The sequence below is a fragment of the Hydrogenivirga sp. genome, assembly GCF_056450045.1.
The window spans coordinates 1-16,638 of sequence record NZ_JBWONM010000223.1 but is presented as its reverse complement, the minus strand read 5'-3'; the positions used below and the strand labels follow the sequence as shown (position 1 = coordinate 16,638).

The 16,638-nt window shown below is 51.6% G+C and carries 19 protein-coding genes and 2 tRNA genes; 10 read left to right on the top strand and 11 right to left on the bottom strand.

Annotated elements, in window-relative coordinates; translation table 11 throughout:
• The first annotated feature begins 101 nt into the window (after positions 1–101).
• Genes cmk through AC1HCM_RS09185 form a run of 4 tightly spaced genes read left to right on the top strand, consistent with a single transcriptional unit; the run spans position 102 to position 3,439 of the window.
• Positions 102–770: a (d)CMP kinase gene (cmk, locus tag AC1HCM_RS09200; RefSeq protein ID WP_479461465.1), complete on the top strand. Its 669-nt coding sequence runs from the start codon at positions 102–104 to the stop codon at positions 768–770.
• Entirely contained in the window at positions 767–1,324 is a 558-nt protein-coding gene (locus AC1HCM_RS09195; RefSeq protein WP_479461464.1) for a CDP-alcohol phosphatidyltransferase family protein, read from the top strand. Before cmk ends, AC1HCM_RS09195 begins: the two co-directional genes overlap by 4 nt.
• Complete coding sequence (recJ, locus tag AC1HCM_RS09190) at positions 1,321–2,964, top strand: single-stranded-DNA-specific exonuclease RecJ (protein ID WP_479461463.1); 1,644 nt, start codon at positions 1,321–1,323, stop codon at positions 2,962–2,964. The genes AC1HCM_RS09195 and recJ overlap by 4 nt, the downstream gene beginning before the upstream one ends.
• Positions 2,951–3,439: a metal-binding protein gene (locus AC1HCM_RS09185; protein ID WP_479461462.1), complete on the top strand. Its 489-nt coding sequence runs from the start codon at positions 2,951–2,953 to the stop codon at positions 3,437–3,439. The genes recJ and AC1HCM_RS09185 overlap by 14 nt, the downstream gene beginning before the upstream one ends.
• On the opposite strand, the gene mraY is transcribed toward AC1HCM_RS09185, so the two are convergent.
• The 7 genes from mraY to AC1HCM_RS09150 all read right to left on the bottom strand — a co-directional run bounded on the left by mraY (position 3,432) and on the right by AC1HCM_RS09150 (position 6,118).
• The gene (mraY, locus tag AC1HCM_RS09180; RefSeq protein ID WP_479461461.1) at positions 3,432–4,511 is read right to left on the bottom strand and encodes a phospho-N-acetylmuramoyl-pentapeptide-transferase; all 1,080 of its coding nucleotides are present in this window, start codon (positions 4,509–4,511) and stop codon (positions 3,432–3,434) included. The two genes, AC1HCM_RS09185 and mraY, sit on opposite strands and share 8 nt — an antisense overlap.
• A 3-nt stretch (positions 4,512–4,514) precedes the next feature.
• Positions 4,515–5,087, bottom strand: a complete 573-nt coding sequence (locus AC1HCM_RS09175; RefSeq protein ID WP_479461460.1) for an RNA methyltransferase — start codon at positions 5,085–5,087, stop codon at positions 4,515–4,517.
• Positions 5,088–5,106: 19 nt separating this feature from the next.
• Positions 5,107–5,179: transfer RNA gene (locus AC1HCM_RS09170), tRNA-Lys, on the bottom strand.
• Positions 5,180–5,198: 19 nt separating this feature from the next.
• Positions 5,199–5,271, bottom strand: a tRNA-Ala gene (locus AC1HCM_RS09165).
• 17 nt (positions 5,272–5,288) lie between these two features.
• The gene (locus AC1HCM_RS09160; RefSeq protein ID WP_479461459.1) at positions 5,289–5,447 is read right to left on the bottom strand and encodes a hypothetical protein; all 159 of its coding nucleotides are present in this window, start codon (positions 5,445–5,447) and stop codon (positions 5,289–5,291) included.
• Positions 5,448–5,484: 37 nt separating this feature from the next.
• Positions 5,485–5,859, bottom strand: coding sequence for a hypothetical protein (locus tag AC1HCM_RS09155; protein ID WP_479461458.1), 375 nt, complete (start codon positions 5,857–5,859; stop codon positions 5,485–5,487).
• Between the two features lies 1 nt (position 5,860).
• The gene (locus tag AC1HCM_RS09150) at positions 5,861–6,118 is read right to left on the bottom strand and encodes a hypothetical protein (protein ID WP_479461457.1); all 258 of its coding nucleotides are present in this window, start codon (positions 6,116–6,118) and stop codon (positions 5,861–5,863) included.
• Positions 6,119–6,137: 19 nt separating this feature from the next.
• On the opposite strand from AC1HCM_RS09150, the gene AC1HCM_RS09145 reads away from it, so the two are divergent.
• The 5 genes from AC1HCM_RS09145 to AC1HCM_RS09125 are packed head-to-tail and all read left to right on the top strand — an operon-like array spanning position 6,138 to position 10,814.
• Positions 6,138–6,647, top strand: a complete 510-nt coding sequence (locus tag AC1HCM_RS09145; RefSeq protein ID WP_479461456.1) for a CDP-alcohol phosphatidyltransferase family protein — start codon at positions 6,138–6,140, stop codon at positions 6,645–6,647.
• Positions 6,647–7,348, top strand: coding sequence for an ATP-binding protein (locus AC1HCM_RS09140; protein ID WP_479461455.1), 702 nt, complete (start codon positions 6,647–6,649; stop codon positions 7,346–7,348). Before AC1HCM_RS09145 ends, AC1HCM_RS09140 begins: the two co-directional genes overlap by 1 nt.
• 13 nt (positions 7,349–7,361) lie before the next feature.
• Positions 7,362–8,687: a TldD/PmbA family protein gene (locus tag AC1HCM_RS09135; RefSeq protein WP_479461454.1), complete on the top strand. Its 1,326-nt coding sequence runs from the start codon at positions 7,362–7,364 to the stop codon at positions 8,685–8,687.
• A 1-nt stretch (position 8,688) separates the two neighbouring features.
• The gene (locus AC1HCM_RS09130; RefSeq protein ID WP_479461453.1) at positions 8,689–9,279 is read left to right on the top strand and encodes a hypothetical protein; all 591 of its coding nucleotides are present in this window, start codon (positions 8,689–8,691) and stop codon (positions 9,277–9,279) included.
• 11 nt (positions 9,280–9,290) lie between these two features.
• A complete protein-coding gene (locus tag AC1HCM_RS09125; RefSeq protein WP_479461452.1) occupies positions 9,291–10,814 on the top strand; it encodes a hypothetical protein in 1,524 nt (507 codons plus the stop codon).
• On the opposite strand, the gene purB is transcribed toward AC1HCM_RS09125, so the two are convergent.
• Complete coding sequence (purB, locus tag AC1HCM_RS09120) at positions 10,811–12,112, bottom strand: adenylosuccinate lyase (protein WP_479461451.1); 1,302 nt, start codon at positions 12,110–12,112, stop codon at positions 10,811–10,813. The genes AC1HCM_RS09125 and purB overlap by 4 nt on opposite strands.
• 26 nt (positions 12,113–12,138) lie before the next feature.
• On the opposite strand from purB, the gene AC1HCM_RS09115 reads away from it, so the two are divergent.
• Complete coding sequence (locus tag AC1HCM_RS09115) at positions 12,139–14,766, top strand: BamA/OMP85 family outer membrane protein (protein WP_479461450.1); 2,628 nt, start codon at positions 12,139–12,141, stop codon at positions 14,764–14,766.
• On the opposite strand, the gene galU is transcribed toward AC1HCM_RS09115, so the two are convergent.
• From galU to AC1HCM_RS09100, 3 genes are all read right to left on the bottom strand, one after another.
• Entirely contained in the window at positions 14,732–15,622 is an 891-nt protein-coding gene (galU, locus tag AC1HCM_RS09110; protein ID WP_479461449.1) for a UTP--glucose-1-phosphate uridylyltransferase GalU, read from the bottom strand. The two genes, AC1HCM_RS09115 and galU, sit on opposite strands and share 35 nt — an antisense overlap.
• Positions 15,613–16,353, bottom strand: a complete 741-nt coding sequence (pdxJ, locus tag AC1HCM_RS09105) for a pyridoxine 5'-phosphate synthase (protein WP_479461448.1) — start codon at positions 16,351–16,353, stop codon at positions 15,613–15,615. Before pdxJ ends, galU begins: the two co-directional genes overlap by 10 nt.
• A gap of 14 nt (positions 16,354–16,367) precedes the next feature.
• Positions 16,368–16,638 (bottom strand): EAL domain-containing protein (locus AC1HCM_RS09100; RefSeq protein ID WP_479461447.1); only part of this gene is annotated, 271 nt, incomplete at its 5' end.

The window sequence follows — 16,638 nt, the reverse complement described above, 5'->3', positions numbered from 1 at the left end:
ATTGACTTCCACACAGCCCTGCTTTACGCCAGCAAGCCCTCCGACCTTGAGCTCAGACTCAGGGGTATATCAACCGGCGGAGGGTATTAGAATTCTTCTCCATGAAGATAGCCATTGATGGACCAGCCGGAAGCGGTAAGAGCACAATTGCCCGTGAGATATCCCTCAAGCTGAAGATACCCTATCTTGAGACGGGTCTCGCCTACAGGGCTGTCGGCTACCTCATAAGGAAGAAGCTCGGTTCGGTCAGCCAGCTCTCCTGGGAGGACGTTGAGCCTCTGCTCAGCTCCCTTGAGATAATTCCCGAGGTGGGTAGGACGAGGGTTCTGATAGATGGGGTAGAGGTTAGTTCTGAGGAGCTCAGAAGCGAGGAGGCTGGAAGGGCGGCATCGCTGGTCGGAACCTTAGGGAAGTTCAGGGAGTACATAAACGATGAGTTTAGAAAACTTATAAGGGAGAGGCAGGCTGTTGTTGAGGGAAGGGACGCTGGCACGAATATAATTCCCGATGCGGACCTAAAGCTCTTTATAACCGCCTCCCCTGAGGAGAGGGCAAAGAGAAGGCTTGAACAGCTCAGAGAGAAAGGCGAAGAAGGAGACTACAGAGAGATCCTCAAGAAGATAGTGGAGAGAGACAGAAGGGATATGGAGAGGAAAGACTATCCCTTCAAACCGGCGCCGGACGCTGTTGTTGTGGATACAACGGGAAGGTCCTTAGAAGAGGTCCTCAGAGAGGTCTTTTCCCTCCTGAAACAGGTTGAAAGGGGATGAGGTCGCTGCCAAACCTCCTGTCCTTTTTAAGGCTACTCCTGTCTCCGGCGGTTCTTCTCTTAGCCCAGAGGGGTGAGAGCAAGGAGTCAGCTCTGCTCTTCCTTATTCTCGCCCTGAGCGATGCCTTTGACGGTACCCTTGCCCGCCTGATGGATGCGAGGACTCAGCTCGGAAAGTTCTTAGATCCGCTTGCGGACAAGGTCCTTCTCTTCTTCGGACTCCTAACTGTGAGCTTTTATACCGATGTGGGAGTCATGCCTATCCTTTTCAAGCTCCTCGTTACGAGGGACCTCTTCCTGATCGGGGGGACTCTGCTCCTCAGGAGGCTGGGCTTTGTTCCCGAGCCCTCTCTTCTTGGCAAGCTTACGACCCTTGCGATCTCAACCGTAGTCGGGCTCGCCTTTATGATGAGCTTGACGGACGTCCTTATCCCCTCTGCCCTCTTTTACTCCCTCCAGATGGTCTCAATTCTGCTTGTTGTAGCCTCAGCCCTTGACTACACCCTCAAAGGTATCAGCTACCTGAAAAGTAAGCTTATAATTGAGAGAAGATGAAGGGGCTCTCAGGCAAGAGGTGGCACATACTCAGCCACTCAATAAAACCACCCAAGGAGCTGGTGGAAAGGTACGGTGAACTTTTAGCCCAGCTAATAGTGAACAGGGGCTACGAAGAGGACCACGAGTCTCTCTTTGACCTTAAGCTCAGGCACCTTCTTCCCTATCAGCTGCTTCCTAATATAGAGGAGTGTGTTGAGAGGATAAGCTATGCTGTGAGAAAGGGGGAGAGGATAGTCCTATTCGGAGACTACGACGTTGATGGCATAACGGGAACAGCCATACTCCAGGAGGTCCTCAAGGAGGCGGGGGCTAAGACGGTCTCCGTCCTTCCCAACAGGGGGACGGGTTACGGTCTAAACGGGGAGCTGGTATCCGTGTTCTCCCGCTACGGAGACCTTCTCATAACGGTGGACAACGGCACCTCCGCCGTGAGCGAGATTGACTCCGCCGGGATGGATGTAATAGTTATTGACCACCACAACGTTCCCGAGAGCACACCCCGAAAGGCTATCCTCGTCAACCCAAAGGTGAGGGAGGACGTTCCCAAGGACATGAGGGAGCTCTCCTCCTCAGCGATGTGCTTTTACATAGGGGCTGTCTTAGCCCGTGAGCTCTCCCTTGATATGGACGTGAGGACGCTCCTTGACCTCGTTGCTCTGGGCACAGTCGGGGATGTGATGCCTATGAACAGGACCAACAGGATTCTCGTGAGCAAAGGTCTTTCCGTTCTTCAGGGTGTTGCAAGGGGCGTGTTGAACAAGCCGGGGGTGAAGGCTCTCCTTCAGATATCAAGGGTTGGAGATAGAGTCTCTGCTAAGGACATAGCCTACTCTCTCGCTCCGAGGATAAACGCACCGGGAAGGATAAGCAATCCCAAGTTGTCCCTGAGCCTGCTCACTGAGAGAGACCCGGGGAGAGCCCTCCAGCTTGCGAAGAAAGTTGAGGCTATAAACCTGAAGAGGAGGACCATAACCGATATGGTTTACAAGGAAGCCTACAGGAGCGCCCTTGAGCTTGGAGACAGGAACTTCATAACCGTCTGGGACCCCAAGTGGCACGTTGGTGTTCTTGGGATAGTGGCTGGCAGGCTGTCAAGCCTCTTGGGAAAGCCTGTCGCTGTCTTCTCGGAGGGAAAGACCCACTCGGTGGGTTCGGTCAGGTCTGTAGATGGGATAGACGTGTATGAGGGGCTCAGCAAGCTCTCCCACATGTTTCTGAAGTGGGGAGGGCACGTCCAGGCAGCGGGTATAACGCTCCAAAGTAAGCTCCTTGAGCCCTTCAGCAGGGAAGTGGATGAGCTCTTCAGCCACGTTCCAAAAGAGCTCCCTCCTCTCTACATAGATATGGAGCTTCCCCTCTCTAAGCTCGGCAGGGATGTTCTGAGGGACATAAGGAGGCTTGAACCCTATGGAGAACAGAACCCCGCACCCACCTTCCTATCGGAGGAGCTTACGATTACCGACGTTCAGGTCCGCTACAACAGAGCAAGGGTGAGAGTAGGAGATAAGCTCATAACCTGTTGGGAGAGAGACCTTTTCCCCCACTTGGAGGCGGGAAGGAGGGTTAGGATAGCCTATACGGTCATGGACGGAGAGGTAAACCTCCTTGACATAGAGGACAGGGATGGCGCTCGGTAAGACCCACGACCTAATAAATCTCGTTGCCCTTCCGGGATTCCTCTACTACCTGCCCAAGGAGCTCTACATCCCCTTCAGCGCTGGGTATCTGGTGGGTACTTTCCTCCTTTCTCCGGATATAGACCTCCCCAACTCAAAGCCTACAAAGAGGTGGAGCCTTCTAAGATGTCTCTGGTCTCCCTACCAGAGCCTTTCCAGACATAGAGGTGTATCCCACCTGCCCGTTGTAGGTAGCCTCCTTAGACTCCTTTACATAGTCGGCGTGGTCATATTCCTTTACTTCGTTCTGATAGGTATGGTCTCCTTCCTTGACAAGGGCTTTGCCCGTATCCTTGCAAACTTCAACCTCTTCTCCCTCCTGAACGAGCTCTTCAGGAGTGAATTAGGACTCTACTTTGTTGGTGGAATAGTCTGTGCGGATATAGTCCACATAATCCTTGACGGTATTACGAGCCTCATCAAAAGGCTTACCTGAGCTTGAGCATGGCTACCGACACGATGGCGAGGAGTGCGGAGACTATCCACATCCTCACCACTATCTTCGGCTCATCAAGACCTTTCTCCTCAAGGTGGTGGTGAAAGGGAGCCTTCTTGAAGAGCCTCTTCCCTCCAGTTGCTCTGAAGTAGATTATCTGGAGTATGACAGTTACCGTCTCAAAGACGAAGACTCCCCCTGCAACCGCGAGGAGGAACTCAGACTTCGTCAAAAGGGAGACCGTTGCCAGGGCTGCACCGAGACCTAAGGCTCCCACGTCTCCCATGAAAACCTGAGCGGGATAGGTGTTGAACCACAGAAAGCCGAGTCCAGCACCTATTATTGCAAAGCAGAAGACCGTTATCTCTCCAGCGTAGGGAACACTCGGTATGCCGAGGTAGTCAGCTATCTTTGAGTGTCCAACGGCGTAAGCTATGACCCCGAAGGCTGTTGCTGTTGTCATGGTGGGTCCGATGGCGAGTCCGTCCAAGCCGTCGGTGAGGTTCACCGCATTTGCCGCTCCAACTATGACGAACATAGCAAAGGGTATGTATAGCCAGCCGAGATCTAAGGTCAGGTCCTTGAAGAAGGGGAAGTATAGCTTGGTGTCCAGACCAACCCACTTGAATATCAGCAGGGACACAGCGAAGGACAGGACTATCTGGCTCAGGAGCTTAGCCTTTATACTCAGTCCCTTCTTGTCCTTTAGCTTCAGCCAGTCGTCAACCAGACCCACGAGGGCAAAGGAGAGGGTTGCGAAGACAAGTACCCAGGTGTACTTAACATCAAGCCTCATGAGGAGAAGGGAGCTTATGATTATGACGGTAACTATAACTATCCCCCCCATCGTGGGCGTGTACCTCTTGTTCTCGTGGTGGTTGGGGGTGTACTCCCTGACGTAACCTCCGAAGAACCTCTGGAGCCTCGCTATCCGCTTCATCACGGTGGGTGAGAGCAGCAGGGTTATGAAGAAGGCTATGAGTATCGCGGTGAAGGAGCGGAAGGTTATGTACTTGAAGACGTTGAAGGCGAAGAAGTAATCCCTTAAAAGGAGGGCTAAGTGGTACATCATCCCTCAGCACCTGTTACGGCTGAAGAGCCTGTCTAAGATTATAGCCACCGCATTCCTGACCGAGAGGTGGTTCCAATCACCAGCACCGTGGACGGGCTCAAGGATGTAGTCAAAGGTTCTCATCATGTCGGGCGGTATTCCATACCCCGTTCCAAAGACTATCAGAAACTCTCTATCCCTCTTCTCTATCTCCTCCTTCAGCTCTGGGTAGCTCACCGTGTTCGGGTAGGTCCTCGCATCCGTTCCAACTATCACAGGTTTTTTCCCCCTTTCCTTCTCTATATCTTCTATCACCTCATCCAGTGTGTATTTTAACCTTACAAGCTGGACTATCTCATACCTCGTTGGGTTCGCCCTCCTTCCCTCCTCCGAGAGCCAGTACTCTATCTGCCTCTTCACCACAAGCCTCTGGGCATCTATAGGCTGGACTATGTAAAACCTTCTCACCTCGTAAGCCCTCGCCGGACGGGCTATGTCGTGAAGGTCCATCGTGGTAAAGGAGGTAACTATTATCCTTCCGTCCCTGTCCATCGCCGGGTAGTGGAGCAGGGCTATTGAGACGTTCTCATTTTTCATGGGAGTAAGGGTTTAAAAGTGAGCCGGCCGGGGATCGAACCCGGGACCCACGGCTTAAAAGGCCGTTGCTCTACCGACTGAGCTACCGGCTCTTTAGGGACCAGCTCCTAGTGGAGCCGACGGGACTTGAACCCGTGACCTCCGACATGCCATATCGGCGCTCTCCCAACTGAGCTACGGCCCCTAAGCAAGTTATAAATTTTAAAGCAGTTTTTCCCTTCTTTCAAGCCTGCCTTTTCTACCTTCTCCCTTCGGAGTGAGGGACCTAAACTTCAGCCTCTCTCTTCTCTTTCTTTTCTCCTCCAGCAGCCTGTTCAGAGCCTCAAGCCTGATAACCTCAAGGAGGTCCTTTATCCCCATGGTTTTTAATCTATACTCAAGCCACCCTCCAGCAACATCAACTCTTGCACTCATCGCTTTCGGAGGCAAACCTGTAGTGGCAGTGGGGACACACCTTTGCCTTTCTGTAAGCCTTTTCACAGCACATTGGGCACCTCTTCTTCCCCTCAAGGAGAAGGACAACGTTCAGGTTAAAGAGGAACTTCAGGATCAGTATTATCAGGAATATGGACAGGACTATGAGCCAAGCCTTGAGGGCAACGACAGGGTCCTGGTTTTTGAGCCAGAAGTAGGTGGCTCCTACCGAGGATATCCAGAAGGATATTTTCCTGTCAAAGAATATGCTGGCTATTATGAACAGAACGGCCACCCACAGGAAGAACTGAACTAAAGGCTCGCTTATGAGCTTCAGAAGGTTGTCCAGAGCTTCCACTCTAATATCTTACGACCAAAAATCCCCTGACCGCCGTGTGAATTAACCTGCCCAGCAGGTTCCCTCCTGCAAAGGCGAGCAGTCCATCGCTCCCAAGCCCAACCGCCACGAAAACACCTATAGCGGCGGTGATGCCAAACCGCAGGCTAAAGCCCAGAATGGGTCTGCTCTCTGGAAAGCTGAGGGACTGCCTGTATATGTGCTCGTTGTAGAGAGCGCCCGATACAAGCCCCAGAAGGAATGAAAGGAGGACATCCATAGCCTATAATTTTAATTCCATGGCAAATCTCCTGACCGGGCTTAGGATAGTGCTCGCCCTACCGACGGCTATAAGCATACTCAGCGGGGACTTCCTTATCGCCTTTATCCTAACTCTCATCAGCGGTGCATCGGACCTCCTTGACGGGTGGCTCGCCCGCCTTCAGGGAAACGGAGACGGAACGGGGAAGCTCCTTGACCCCTTGGCAGACAAGGTATTCCTCCTCTCAGCCCTCGTAGCCCTCGTTGAAGTCGGAAAGGTAAGCTCCCTGATAGTCATACTCCTTCTGATAAGGGAGCTCAGCATATCCTTCCTCAGGAGCCTCTTGGCGTCTCAGGGAAGCATTTTAGGAGCCTCCTACCTTGGAAAGCTAAAGACCGCAATGATGTTCTCGGGGGTGCTCCTGGTTTTGAAGGATTACGAGCTGGGAATATACCTTCTCTGGATCTCCGTTGGGATAGCCTACCTTTCCTTTTACGAGTACCTTAGGAGTTATCTTAAGGCTCCCTCTGGACTAAATTATCCCTGATGGAATGCTCGGTCTGCGGTGGAACGGGTTTCGTAAAGAAGGAAGGAGGAGTTGAGCTCTGTGGGTGTCGCTTTTCCGAAAAGGACATAAACAGAGTTCTGAAAGTGCCAAAAAGGTTCTGGTCTGCGGAGCTTGAGAACTACAACCCCGAAAACCCCTCCGAACAGGACGCCTACAAGGAAGCCTACATCTACGCCTCCTCCTTTGACCCCTCCGAGGGAAGGGGACTAACCTTCATAGGACCTCCGGGTGTCGGAAAGACCCACCTTGCGGTGGGTGTCTTGAAGAAGATTTACAGAGAGAAGGGGGTAAAGGGGGTTTTCTTTGACACTAAGGACCTCATCTACAAGCTCAAGCTCCTGATAGAGGAGAGAAAAACCGGAAAGGCGATAAAGAGGATACTCAACCACCCCCTCGTAGTACTTGATGACCTTGGAAGTGAGAGACTTTCCGACTGGCAGAAGGAGCTGATATCCTACATAATCTCTTACAGGTACAACAACATGAAGAGCACAATAATAACTACGAACTTCTCCCTAACGGGAGAGGAGAAGAGCGACAAAAAGGTCAGAAGGGTCGCTGGCGAAGTTGACCTTCCCAAGTCTCTCATCTCCGAGAGGCTCGGTCCGAGCACGGTATCAAGGATATACGAGATGTCCAATGTTATATATATAAAGGGAAGGGACAGAAGGAGGGTGTAGTAAAATTGTGGGAATGAGAGATATAGAAGACCTTGTAAAGAAGTTCATACGCCCCGGCTACGAGTACGAGCTGTTTCACCAGAGAACAAAGAAAGTAAAGGTTGAGGTTTCTGAAGGGGATCTTGAAAACCTATCAAGCTCTGAAGAGGTAGGTGTTGGGATAAGGGTGCTGAAGGACAAGAAGGTTGGCTTTGCCTACACAACTGAGCTGAAGGAGGAGAGCATAAAAGACGTTGTTGAGAAGGCTATGCAGGTGTGCGACCTCCAGAATCCCGATGAGGGGAACAGCTTTGTAAGAGAGCTTAAAAAGTCCAGCGTAAGTTCCGTATTTGATGAGGAGGGGATCTCTCTCCCTCTTGAGAGCAAGATAGACTTTGCCCTAAGCCTTGAGAAGAAGGCAAAGGAGCTTGACAGCAGGATAAAGGGTGTGAGAAAGGCGAGCTTTACGGAAGGGATCGTAGGTGTTGATGTAAAGAACTCCTACGGAGTTGAGTTCTCTTACGAAGGTACTTACTACACAGCAATGATAGCGACCCTGGCTCAGGAGGGTGGAGACTCCGCTATATCCTGGGAGTTCAGAGGCTCTCGCAGGTTCTCCGAGCTTGATGCTGAGGATATAGCTAAGGACGTTGTCTTCAAGAGCACATCCCTATTAAACCCAAAGCCTTTGGAGACTAGAGTGATGCCCGTTCTCTTTCACAGGGAGAGCTTTGCCCTTCTCCTTGAGTCCTTCTCAAGCATGTTCTTGGGAGATGCCTTGGTTAAAGGAAAGACCCTCCTTAAGGACAAAGTGGGGGAGAGTGTCGGTTCTGAGCTTCTTAACATAGTTGACGACGGCACCATGGAGGGTGGCTTCATGACAGCCCCCTACGATGCGGAGGGGGTGCCCCGCAGGAGGAACGTCCTCGTTGAGAAGGGGGTGTTCAAAGGCTTCCTTCACAGCCTTTACACATCCATCCTCGCCAAGGAGGAGCCAACGGGCAACTCCGAAAGGGGGAGCTTCAGAAGCCTGCCCTCTTCGGGAATAACAAACCTCTACCTTGAGAGGGGAGATTTCACCCTTGAGGATCTCCTCTCCCTTGAAGAGGAGGTCTTCTTCGTTCTGGACCTGATGGGACTCCACACCGTTGACCCCGTTTCGGGAGAGTTCTCCTTGGGTGCCTCTGGAGTCCTCTACAGGAAAGGTAAGCCCGAGCATGCCGTTAGGGGAGTTACGGTTGCTGGAAGCGTCCTTGACCTTTGGAATAAAATTATCGCGTTGGGGAGCGATTTAAAGTTCTATGGGAACGTTGGTTCTCCTTCTGTGCTCGTTAAGGATGTGACGGTGGGGGGAAGCTGATATGAGAAAGACATTCATAATGTTGCTCTGGCTGTTCCTTCTCCTCTTTGTGCTCTCCTCAATATACATATCCTTCACAGCCTATCTCTACGACAGGGAGGCAAAGGTCCTTTCCAACATAAGCGCCTTCTTCATGGGTATAAGGGAAGGGAAGACCAAGGTTGACCTGCCCTATCCAAAGCACACGGTGGTCATGTATGCCAAGAAAGCCTCGGGCAAGTTCGTCAGCACCAACGTAGCCTCTCCCGTGGAGAGAGCTCAGTACGTTCACATAGTCATGCCTGTTAAGGACGGAACGCTTTACCTCTACGTACGAAAGGTGAGCATAGGGGAGTATCTGAGCTTCGTTAGCCAGCACAACCTCTACACGGGACTTCTCGTAGCGAGCCTTCTCCTTTACTTCAGCGTCTTCTACTTTACTCTCAAGGAGTTTGAGGTTGCGGAGCGGGGAGGCTTGACCGAGGAGCTCATGAACAGGCTGAAGGCTCTGAGGCTTACCATGGCTACCCTCAAGGTTATACCTGAGGAGAGCGTTGACGAGATGAAGAAGCTGGTTGATAGTATCCTTAAGCATAGATTGAGTAAGAGGTGAGGTGTGGGGAAATGAAGGTGCTGATTGTTTCCTTTGACAAGACGCTTACGGAAGACCTGAAGAAGGCTCTATCAGACCAGGATGTCTATGTCGCCAAGAACAGCGAGGAAGCGATCAAGATGATACCCTCCGACGTTGAGGGTGTTATATACGACGCCATCTCGGGAGCCATATCGGAGGAGGACATAAACACGCTTTACACGAAGAAGTTCAGCAACGCCAGGTATGTAATACTCTACGACGAGCTCTTCCCGGTAGATGAGAGCAACATAGTGGTGCCTCAGAAGCTTCTGGTTCCGAGGGACGAGGATCCCAAAGAGATAGTCAAGAAGCTCCTTGAGTTTCCAGAGGAAGCCGCTGCTACCGCTCCTACCGAGGAGGTTGAAGCTCCTCCCGAGCAGCCTGTGGAGGAGATAGTCCAAGAGATAGGGGAGGAGATCCCCGAGATTGAGATAGAGCCCACCAGCTTTGCCACCTCGGAGGAAACCTTCGCAGAGCTTTCAGAGGAAGTAGAGGAAGCGCTTCAGGAGGTAGAGGCTTATCAGGAAGAACCTCAAGAGGTGCAGGAGGAGGTGCAGGAGCAGGAGGTAAAAGAGGTAGCTGAGGAGAAAGCTCCAGCCGGTGTCAAACCGGGAAAGATACTCATAGTCTCCTTTGACCAAACCCTTATAGACTCCCTTAAGGCTGCCTTCGGACAGAAGTATGAGGTTGAAAGCGTAAAGACGGTGAAGCAGGCTAAGGAGAGGGGTAAGGATGCAGCTCTGGTAGTGTTTGACGCTATATCTGGCGTTATAGCTGAGAAGGGACTTACCGAGCTCGCTGGCGATGAGGCTATGTCCCGGAAGGCTTACGTTATACTCGTTGATGACCTATTCCCGATAAACGTTGATAGCATACCCCTTGAGAAGAAGGTATCCGTTTCCAGAGATACGGATCCCGGCAGGCTGAAGGAGATAATTGAGGAGCAACTTTCGGCTGTGCCCCAGGTGGAGGGAGAGGTTCAGGTGCAGGAACTTCCTCAGGAAGAGGAAGCTGAGGAGATTCAAGAGGTAGAAGAGCAGCCGATAGAGGAGCTTGCCCAGGAGCTCGCTCAGACTGCTGAAGAGACGGAGGTTCAGCCTCAGGAAGAGGTGGTAGCTGAAGAGGCTCCGCCCCAAGAAGAGGAGATACCAGCCCTTGAAGCCCTCGGACAGCTCATAGAGGGTGAGTCTTCGGAGGTTGAGGAGGAGACAGCTGTTGAGGAGGCTGTTGAAGAGATCCCGCAGGAGGCAGAGCTTGAGAAGGCTGTTTCCGTATCAGGGGAGGATATAGATAGGATCGTTGAGTCCGCCATAGCGAAGGCTCTCTCGGAGGAGAAGGTCAAGGAGGCTGTTTCCAGAGCTTTAGAGGAGAGGATGCTTGATATAAAGGACATGGTGGCTGACGTTGTTAGAAGAGAGGTGGAAAAGGTCTTTGAGGAGCTTGACATAAGGAACCTAATAAGGCAGGCGACCTATCAGGCTCTAAAGGAGAGGCTTGAGGAGCTTATAACCTAACCAAAGACCTTCTTGTATATGTAATCCCTGTGCTTGAGAAAGTCCCAAGGATCAAATATCTTCTCTATATCCTCCTCTTTGAGATACTTCCTGACCTCCTCATCCTTCAGAAGGACTTCTTTGAAGCTCCTGTCGGTGTTCCAGCTCTCCATCGCGCACCTCTGGACAACGTCGTAGGCTCTATCCCTTGTCATACCTTTCTCTGTGAGAGCGACCAGCACCCTTGAGGAGAAGTAAAGACCCTTTGAAAGCTCCATATTCTTCAGCATCCTCTCCCTGTTTACTACGAGACCCCTAAGTATCTCTTTGAAGAGGGACAGTATGTAGTCAAGGGCTATGCTAGTGTCGGGCAGGATAACCCTCTCAACCGAGGAGTGGGATATGTCCCTTTCGTGCCAGAGAACTATGTTCTCAAGGGCGGGGATTAGGTTTGAGCGTATCAGTCGGGCTAGCCCACATATCCTCTCGGAGTGAACGGGGTTCTTCTTATGGGGCATGGCGGAGGAGCCCCTCTGCCCTTTGGTAAAAGGCTCCTGAACCTCAAGAACCTCCGTTCTCTGGAGGTGCCTTATCTCTGTAGCAAACTTGTCCAAAGAGGAGGCTGTTATGGCCATGGCGGACATAAACTCGGCGTGTCTGTCCCTATGGACTATCTGGGTTGATGCCGGCTCAATCTTTAGACCCAGCTCCGATAGGGCTATCCTCTCAACCTCCGGAGGTACGTTGGAGTAAGTCCCTACAGCTCCAGATATCTTCCCGTAGGATACGTTCTCCTTAGCCCTGAGGAGCCTCTCCCTGTTTCTTCTCATCTCATCGTACCAGACCGCCATCTTTATACCAAAGGTGGTTGGCTCCGCATGGACACCGTGGGTTCTACCTATCATAAGGGTGTCCTTGTGCTCGTAAGCGAGCCTCTTTATCTCCTCCATCACCTCCTCAACGTCCTTTATGAGGATGTCAAGAGCCTCCCTCATGAGAAGGGCTAAGGCTGTATCTATCACGTCCGAGGAGGTTATGCCGAGGTGTATATACCTTCCCTCCTCTCCTACCTGCTCCGCTATAGCTGATACAAAGGCGAGAACGTCGTGCTTGTAAACCCGGTCGTACTCCTTTATCTTCTCAATTGTTTCCTCGTCAATCCTTGTCCTCTCCTCTATCTTTCTGAGAGCGGGCTGGGGCACTTTCCCGAGCTTAGCCCATGCCCTGCAGACGGCTATCTCCACCTCAAGCCATTTCTGGAACTTGTTCTTCTCGGACCAGACCTTGCCTATCTCCTCTCTGGTGTACCTTTCTATCATGCTCTCCTACATTATACTCATTCAAAATGAGACACGTCCTCATACTTGTGCTCCTTTCAACCTTTGCCTATGCAAAGGTCTTTCTTCACTCAAACTATCCACTGAGGAACAACAACTTTCAGAAGAAGCTGACCGAGGAGAACATGTTTATAGTTCTCTGGGCTCTCCAGAAGCTCAAGGACATAAGGGACATAAAGGTGAGCGTTGTGGGAAGCGACACGGTAATATACGTGGAGAGATACCCCATACTCAAGAGGGTTGATATAGAGGGGAACCGCTTTGCCTCCGATGAGGAGATAAAGAATCTCATACTCCTGAGAGAGGAAGAGCCCCTCGTTGACTTTGACCCTAAGATAGCCTCCAGCACGCTGAGGCTCTTTTACTCAAGGATGGGCTTTCTTGATGCCCAGACCCACATTGACCTGAAGGTTGACGATAAGGGCTACGCCTACGTGAAGGTGAAGGTCAAGGAGGGGGAGCTTTACCTCCTTGGAGGGGCGGACTTTAAAGGTCTCAAGAGCTTCAGTCCCGAGAGGCTCCTTCAGGAAGCTGAGCTGAGGGTAGGTGATGTATTCAATGAAGAGACGGCGCGTAGCGCCGTGGAGAAGATATACAGATTCTATAGAAGTGAGGGCTTCCTTGAGAGCTCCGTTTACTTTGCGGGTATTGACAAGAAGAAGATGAACTCACCCTTCCTCAGAGCTCTCTTCCCGGGGGTTGAGGGTGCCAGAAGAAGCATAAAGGGCTTTTTAGTGACGCTCTTTAAGGGCTTTTCCAACCTCCTCTCCCATCCACTGGCGATCTCCAAAGCCCTCTTAGGAAAGGGTTCCCTGGCATATCCCAAGTACAGGATAAACGAGGGAAGGAAGTACAGGATATCCTTTCGGGGTAACGAGAGCTTTGAAGGAAGTACCCTCCTCTCCCTCCTTGACCTTGATACCCCCGGTGTTGACATCTTCTTTTTGGGAAAGAGCAGGGAGGCGATAGAGGAGTTTTACAGAGATAAGGGCTTCTTTGATGTTTCGGTCAGTTACTCTTACGAGGGAGGAAGCGTGACCTTCCTCATAAAGGAGGGGGAGAGGTACAGTTTGAAGGTTCTGGGCTTTAAGGGGATTGAGCTTCCCTCAAGCTACGACAGGGAAGCTATTGAGGATAGGATAGAGGAATTTCTGAAATCAAAGAGGGAAGAGGGCTACCTAACAGCCCGCATGAAGGTCTACAGGGAGATTGACAGGAAGAATAAGGTGGTTTACTTGGTCCTTGAATTTCTCCCGGGAAAGAAGGTAGTGCTCAAGGATGTGGTCTATGTCGGTGAGGAGGAGGACTTCAGGGAGCTCTTTGGAAAGTACAGAGCCCTCCTACCTGAAAGGTTTGATGAAAAGCTCGTAGATTCCCTGAACAGGGATATAAAGAGGCTCCTCTGGGAAAAGGGATACCTTGATGGGGACTTCTCCGTTCACATAGATGTCTCTGAGGACGAGGAGAGCCTGTACCTTACCTACTTCTACAGCATCAATAAGGGAAAGAGGTACAGGTATGGAGAGCTACTCATATACGGGAACGAGAAGACCCACCCTCGGGAGATAGACTACACCGTCGTTAAGGAAGAGTACTTCTCCTCCCAGGCTGAGGAGGAGAGCCTCTGGAACCTCGTCCAGAGTGAGAACTACACCGGTGTGAGGATAGAGAACCTGATAGACAGGGAGAGCAAGAAGGTTCACAGGCTTGTTGAGGTGAGGGAGGACAAGAGGGGAGTCCTTGAGCTTGCCCTTGGCTACAACACTGAGGAGAAGTTCAAGGTTGAGGGTGGGCTGAAGCTTAAGAACCTCTTTGGAGTTGGAATTATACTCAGGCTTCATGCCTCTAAGAGTCAGAAGTACGAGACCTACGAGGCTGGACTCTCCGACAAGTTCCTCTTTTCAAGGAAGTACTTTGCAGACCTCTCCCTCTTCAAAAGGCTTGAGTTTCACAACAGCTTTGACCTGCAGAGTGAAGGCGGTCTTGCCTCCTTCGGATACAGGTTCAGCAGGTGGCTCTCTCTGAGCCTCTCCTTCTCAAGCACGAGGAACGAAGTTGAGGGTGCGGGAGCGGGAAGATTTTCCTTGAGGAAGTACGGAGCCTTCCTCCTGAGGGAGGTCAGGGATGACCCCGTTAACCCTAAGAACATAACCCACTTCAGCCTCAGGCTCACGAAGAGCGAGGGTGACAGGAGCTACTACAAGGTTGAGGCAAATACCTTTGCTCTGAGGGAGATAGTAAGGGGTGTATCGGTGGACGGGAAGCTCTCCGCAGGCTGGGTGGGTGAGCAGGCGCCGGTCTTTGACAGGTTCTTTCTTGGGGGTCTCAGAGATATGAGGGGTTATGACTACGAGTCCATAGGCTACCCCCTCGGCGGGAGAACCTACAGCTTCGCAAGGGTAGAGCTTCTCCTCATGATAAGGGAGCCCCTCTGGATAGGGTTTTACAGTGACGCCGGAGGCGTGGGTGAGAAATTCTCAGACACCTTCAAAGACCTAAAGTACGACGTTGGGGGTGCCTTGGGCGTGAATACCCCCGCAGGGTTCATACGTCTTGATGTGGCAAAGCCTATAGGCAAGTTAGACCAGCCCGTATCAAAGTTCAAGATCTATCTATCGGTTGGATTTGTTTACTGATCAGCTCTTGAAGGAAGGCGAGGAGCTCTTCGCCTATGTCTTCCCTGCTGAGGGCAAACTCAATAACCGTCTTGAGGTAGTCAACAGGGTTTCCGGTATCGTAAACCTTTCCATCTATCCTGTAGGCGTATATAACTTCCTCCTCAAGGAGTAGCCTCATCGCATCGGTCAGCTGGACCTCTCCTCCCTTGCCCGGCTTCGTCTCTTTGAGCTTTTCAAATATCTTTGGGGTAAATATGTACCTTCCCACTATGGCGAGGTTTGAGGGGCTTTCTTCGGGGGAGGGCTTCTCAATCAGGTCCTCCACCATATAGACCCCGTCCTCTATCTCCTTCACCTTGGCTATCCCGTACTTGCTTACCTCCTCCTGGGGCACCTCAAAGAGGGCTATCACGCTCTTGCCGAACCTGTTGTATATATCTATCATCTCCCTCAGGACCTTCTTTCCCCTCTCAAGGATGATGTCTCCGAGGGACACTATGAAGGGCTCAAATCCGACGGCGGGCTCTGAGGTTAGAACCGCATGTCCGAGACCGAGCTGCTCCTTCTGGCGAACGTATATAGGGTTTACCATGTGGCTTATCTCTCTTATGTTCCTCAGTATCTTCTCCTTTCCAGCCTCCTCAAGGTGTCTCTCCAAGTCTGTGTTTATGTCAAAGTGGTGCTCTATGGGTCTCTTGTGCCTTCCCGTGACAAATATGACGTTCTCAATTCCAGCCTCAAGAAGCTCCTCAACTATGAACTGTATAACAGGCTTGTCTATTATCGGGAACATCTCCTTTGGCATAGCCTTGGTTGCAGGAAGGAATCTCGTTCCCCATCCCGCCACCGGAAGAACCGCTTTCCTTACCTCCACTGCACACCTCCCTTGATCCTGTCTATCATCTCCTTAACCGCCCTCTCAAGACCGAATATGAGAGCGTTCGCCACTATGGAGTGGCCTATGTTCAGCTCCTCTATTATATCCCCAAGTCCCAAGATGTCCTTAACGTTCTGGTAGGTGAGTCCGTGCCCCGCATAGACCCTAAGACCGAGGTCCCTTGCCAGCCTTCCAGCACTGCGAAGCCTCTCCAGCTCTTCCTTAGCCTCATCAAATCTGTGGGCGTTCCAGAGGTTGGCGTAAGTCCCTGTGTGGAGCTCAACCGCATCCGCTCCGACTTCCGCACTCGCCTCAACCTGATACCTCTCGGGGTCTATGAATAGGGACACCTCAATCCCAGCACCCTCCAGCTCCCTTATATACTCCTTCAGATACTTCTTATTCCCGGCAACATCCAGACCACCTTCGGTGGTTATCTCCTCCCTTTTCTCCGGAACGAGGGTAACCCTGTCGGGCTTTATCCTGAGGGCTATCCTCTTCATCTCTTCGGTGGGAGCCATTTCAAGGTTCACCGGCACTATCACGAGCTCCTTTATAAGCTCAAGGTCCCTGTCCTGAATGTGCCTCCTGTCCTCCCTAAGGTGAAGGGTTATCTGGTCCGCTCCAGCCTGCTGGGCTATCAGTGCGGCAAAGACCGGAGAGGGCTCAAAGGTCCTCCTCGCCTGCCTGACTGTTGCTACGTGGTCTATGTTCACCCCAAGGCGCATAGGGTTATTTTAATTCAGGATTTAAGCTCAGGAGAAGGTCTCCCGAAGAAAAAGCCCTGCCCGTAATCAACACCGCACTCCTTCATGACCTTGAGGGTTTGTTCGTCTTCTATGAACTCCGCCACCGTCCTTATTCCCATACCTCTTGTGAGTGTAACTATAGACTCAATGAAGGTTCTATCCTTCCAATCCGTAACAGCACCCTGTACAAACTCTCCCTCAATCTTCACGAAATCAACAGATACCTTCTTCAGGTAGTGAAAGGAAGAGTACCCCGAACCAAAG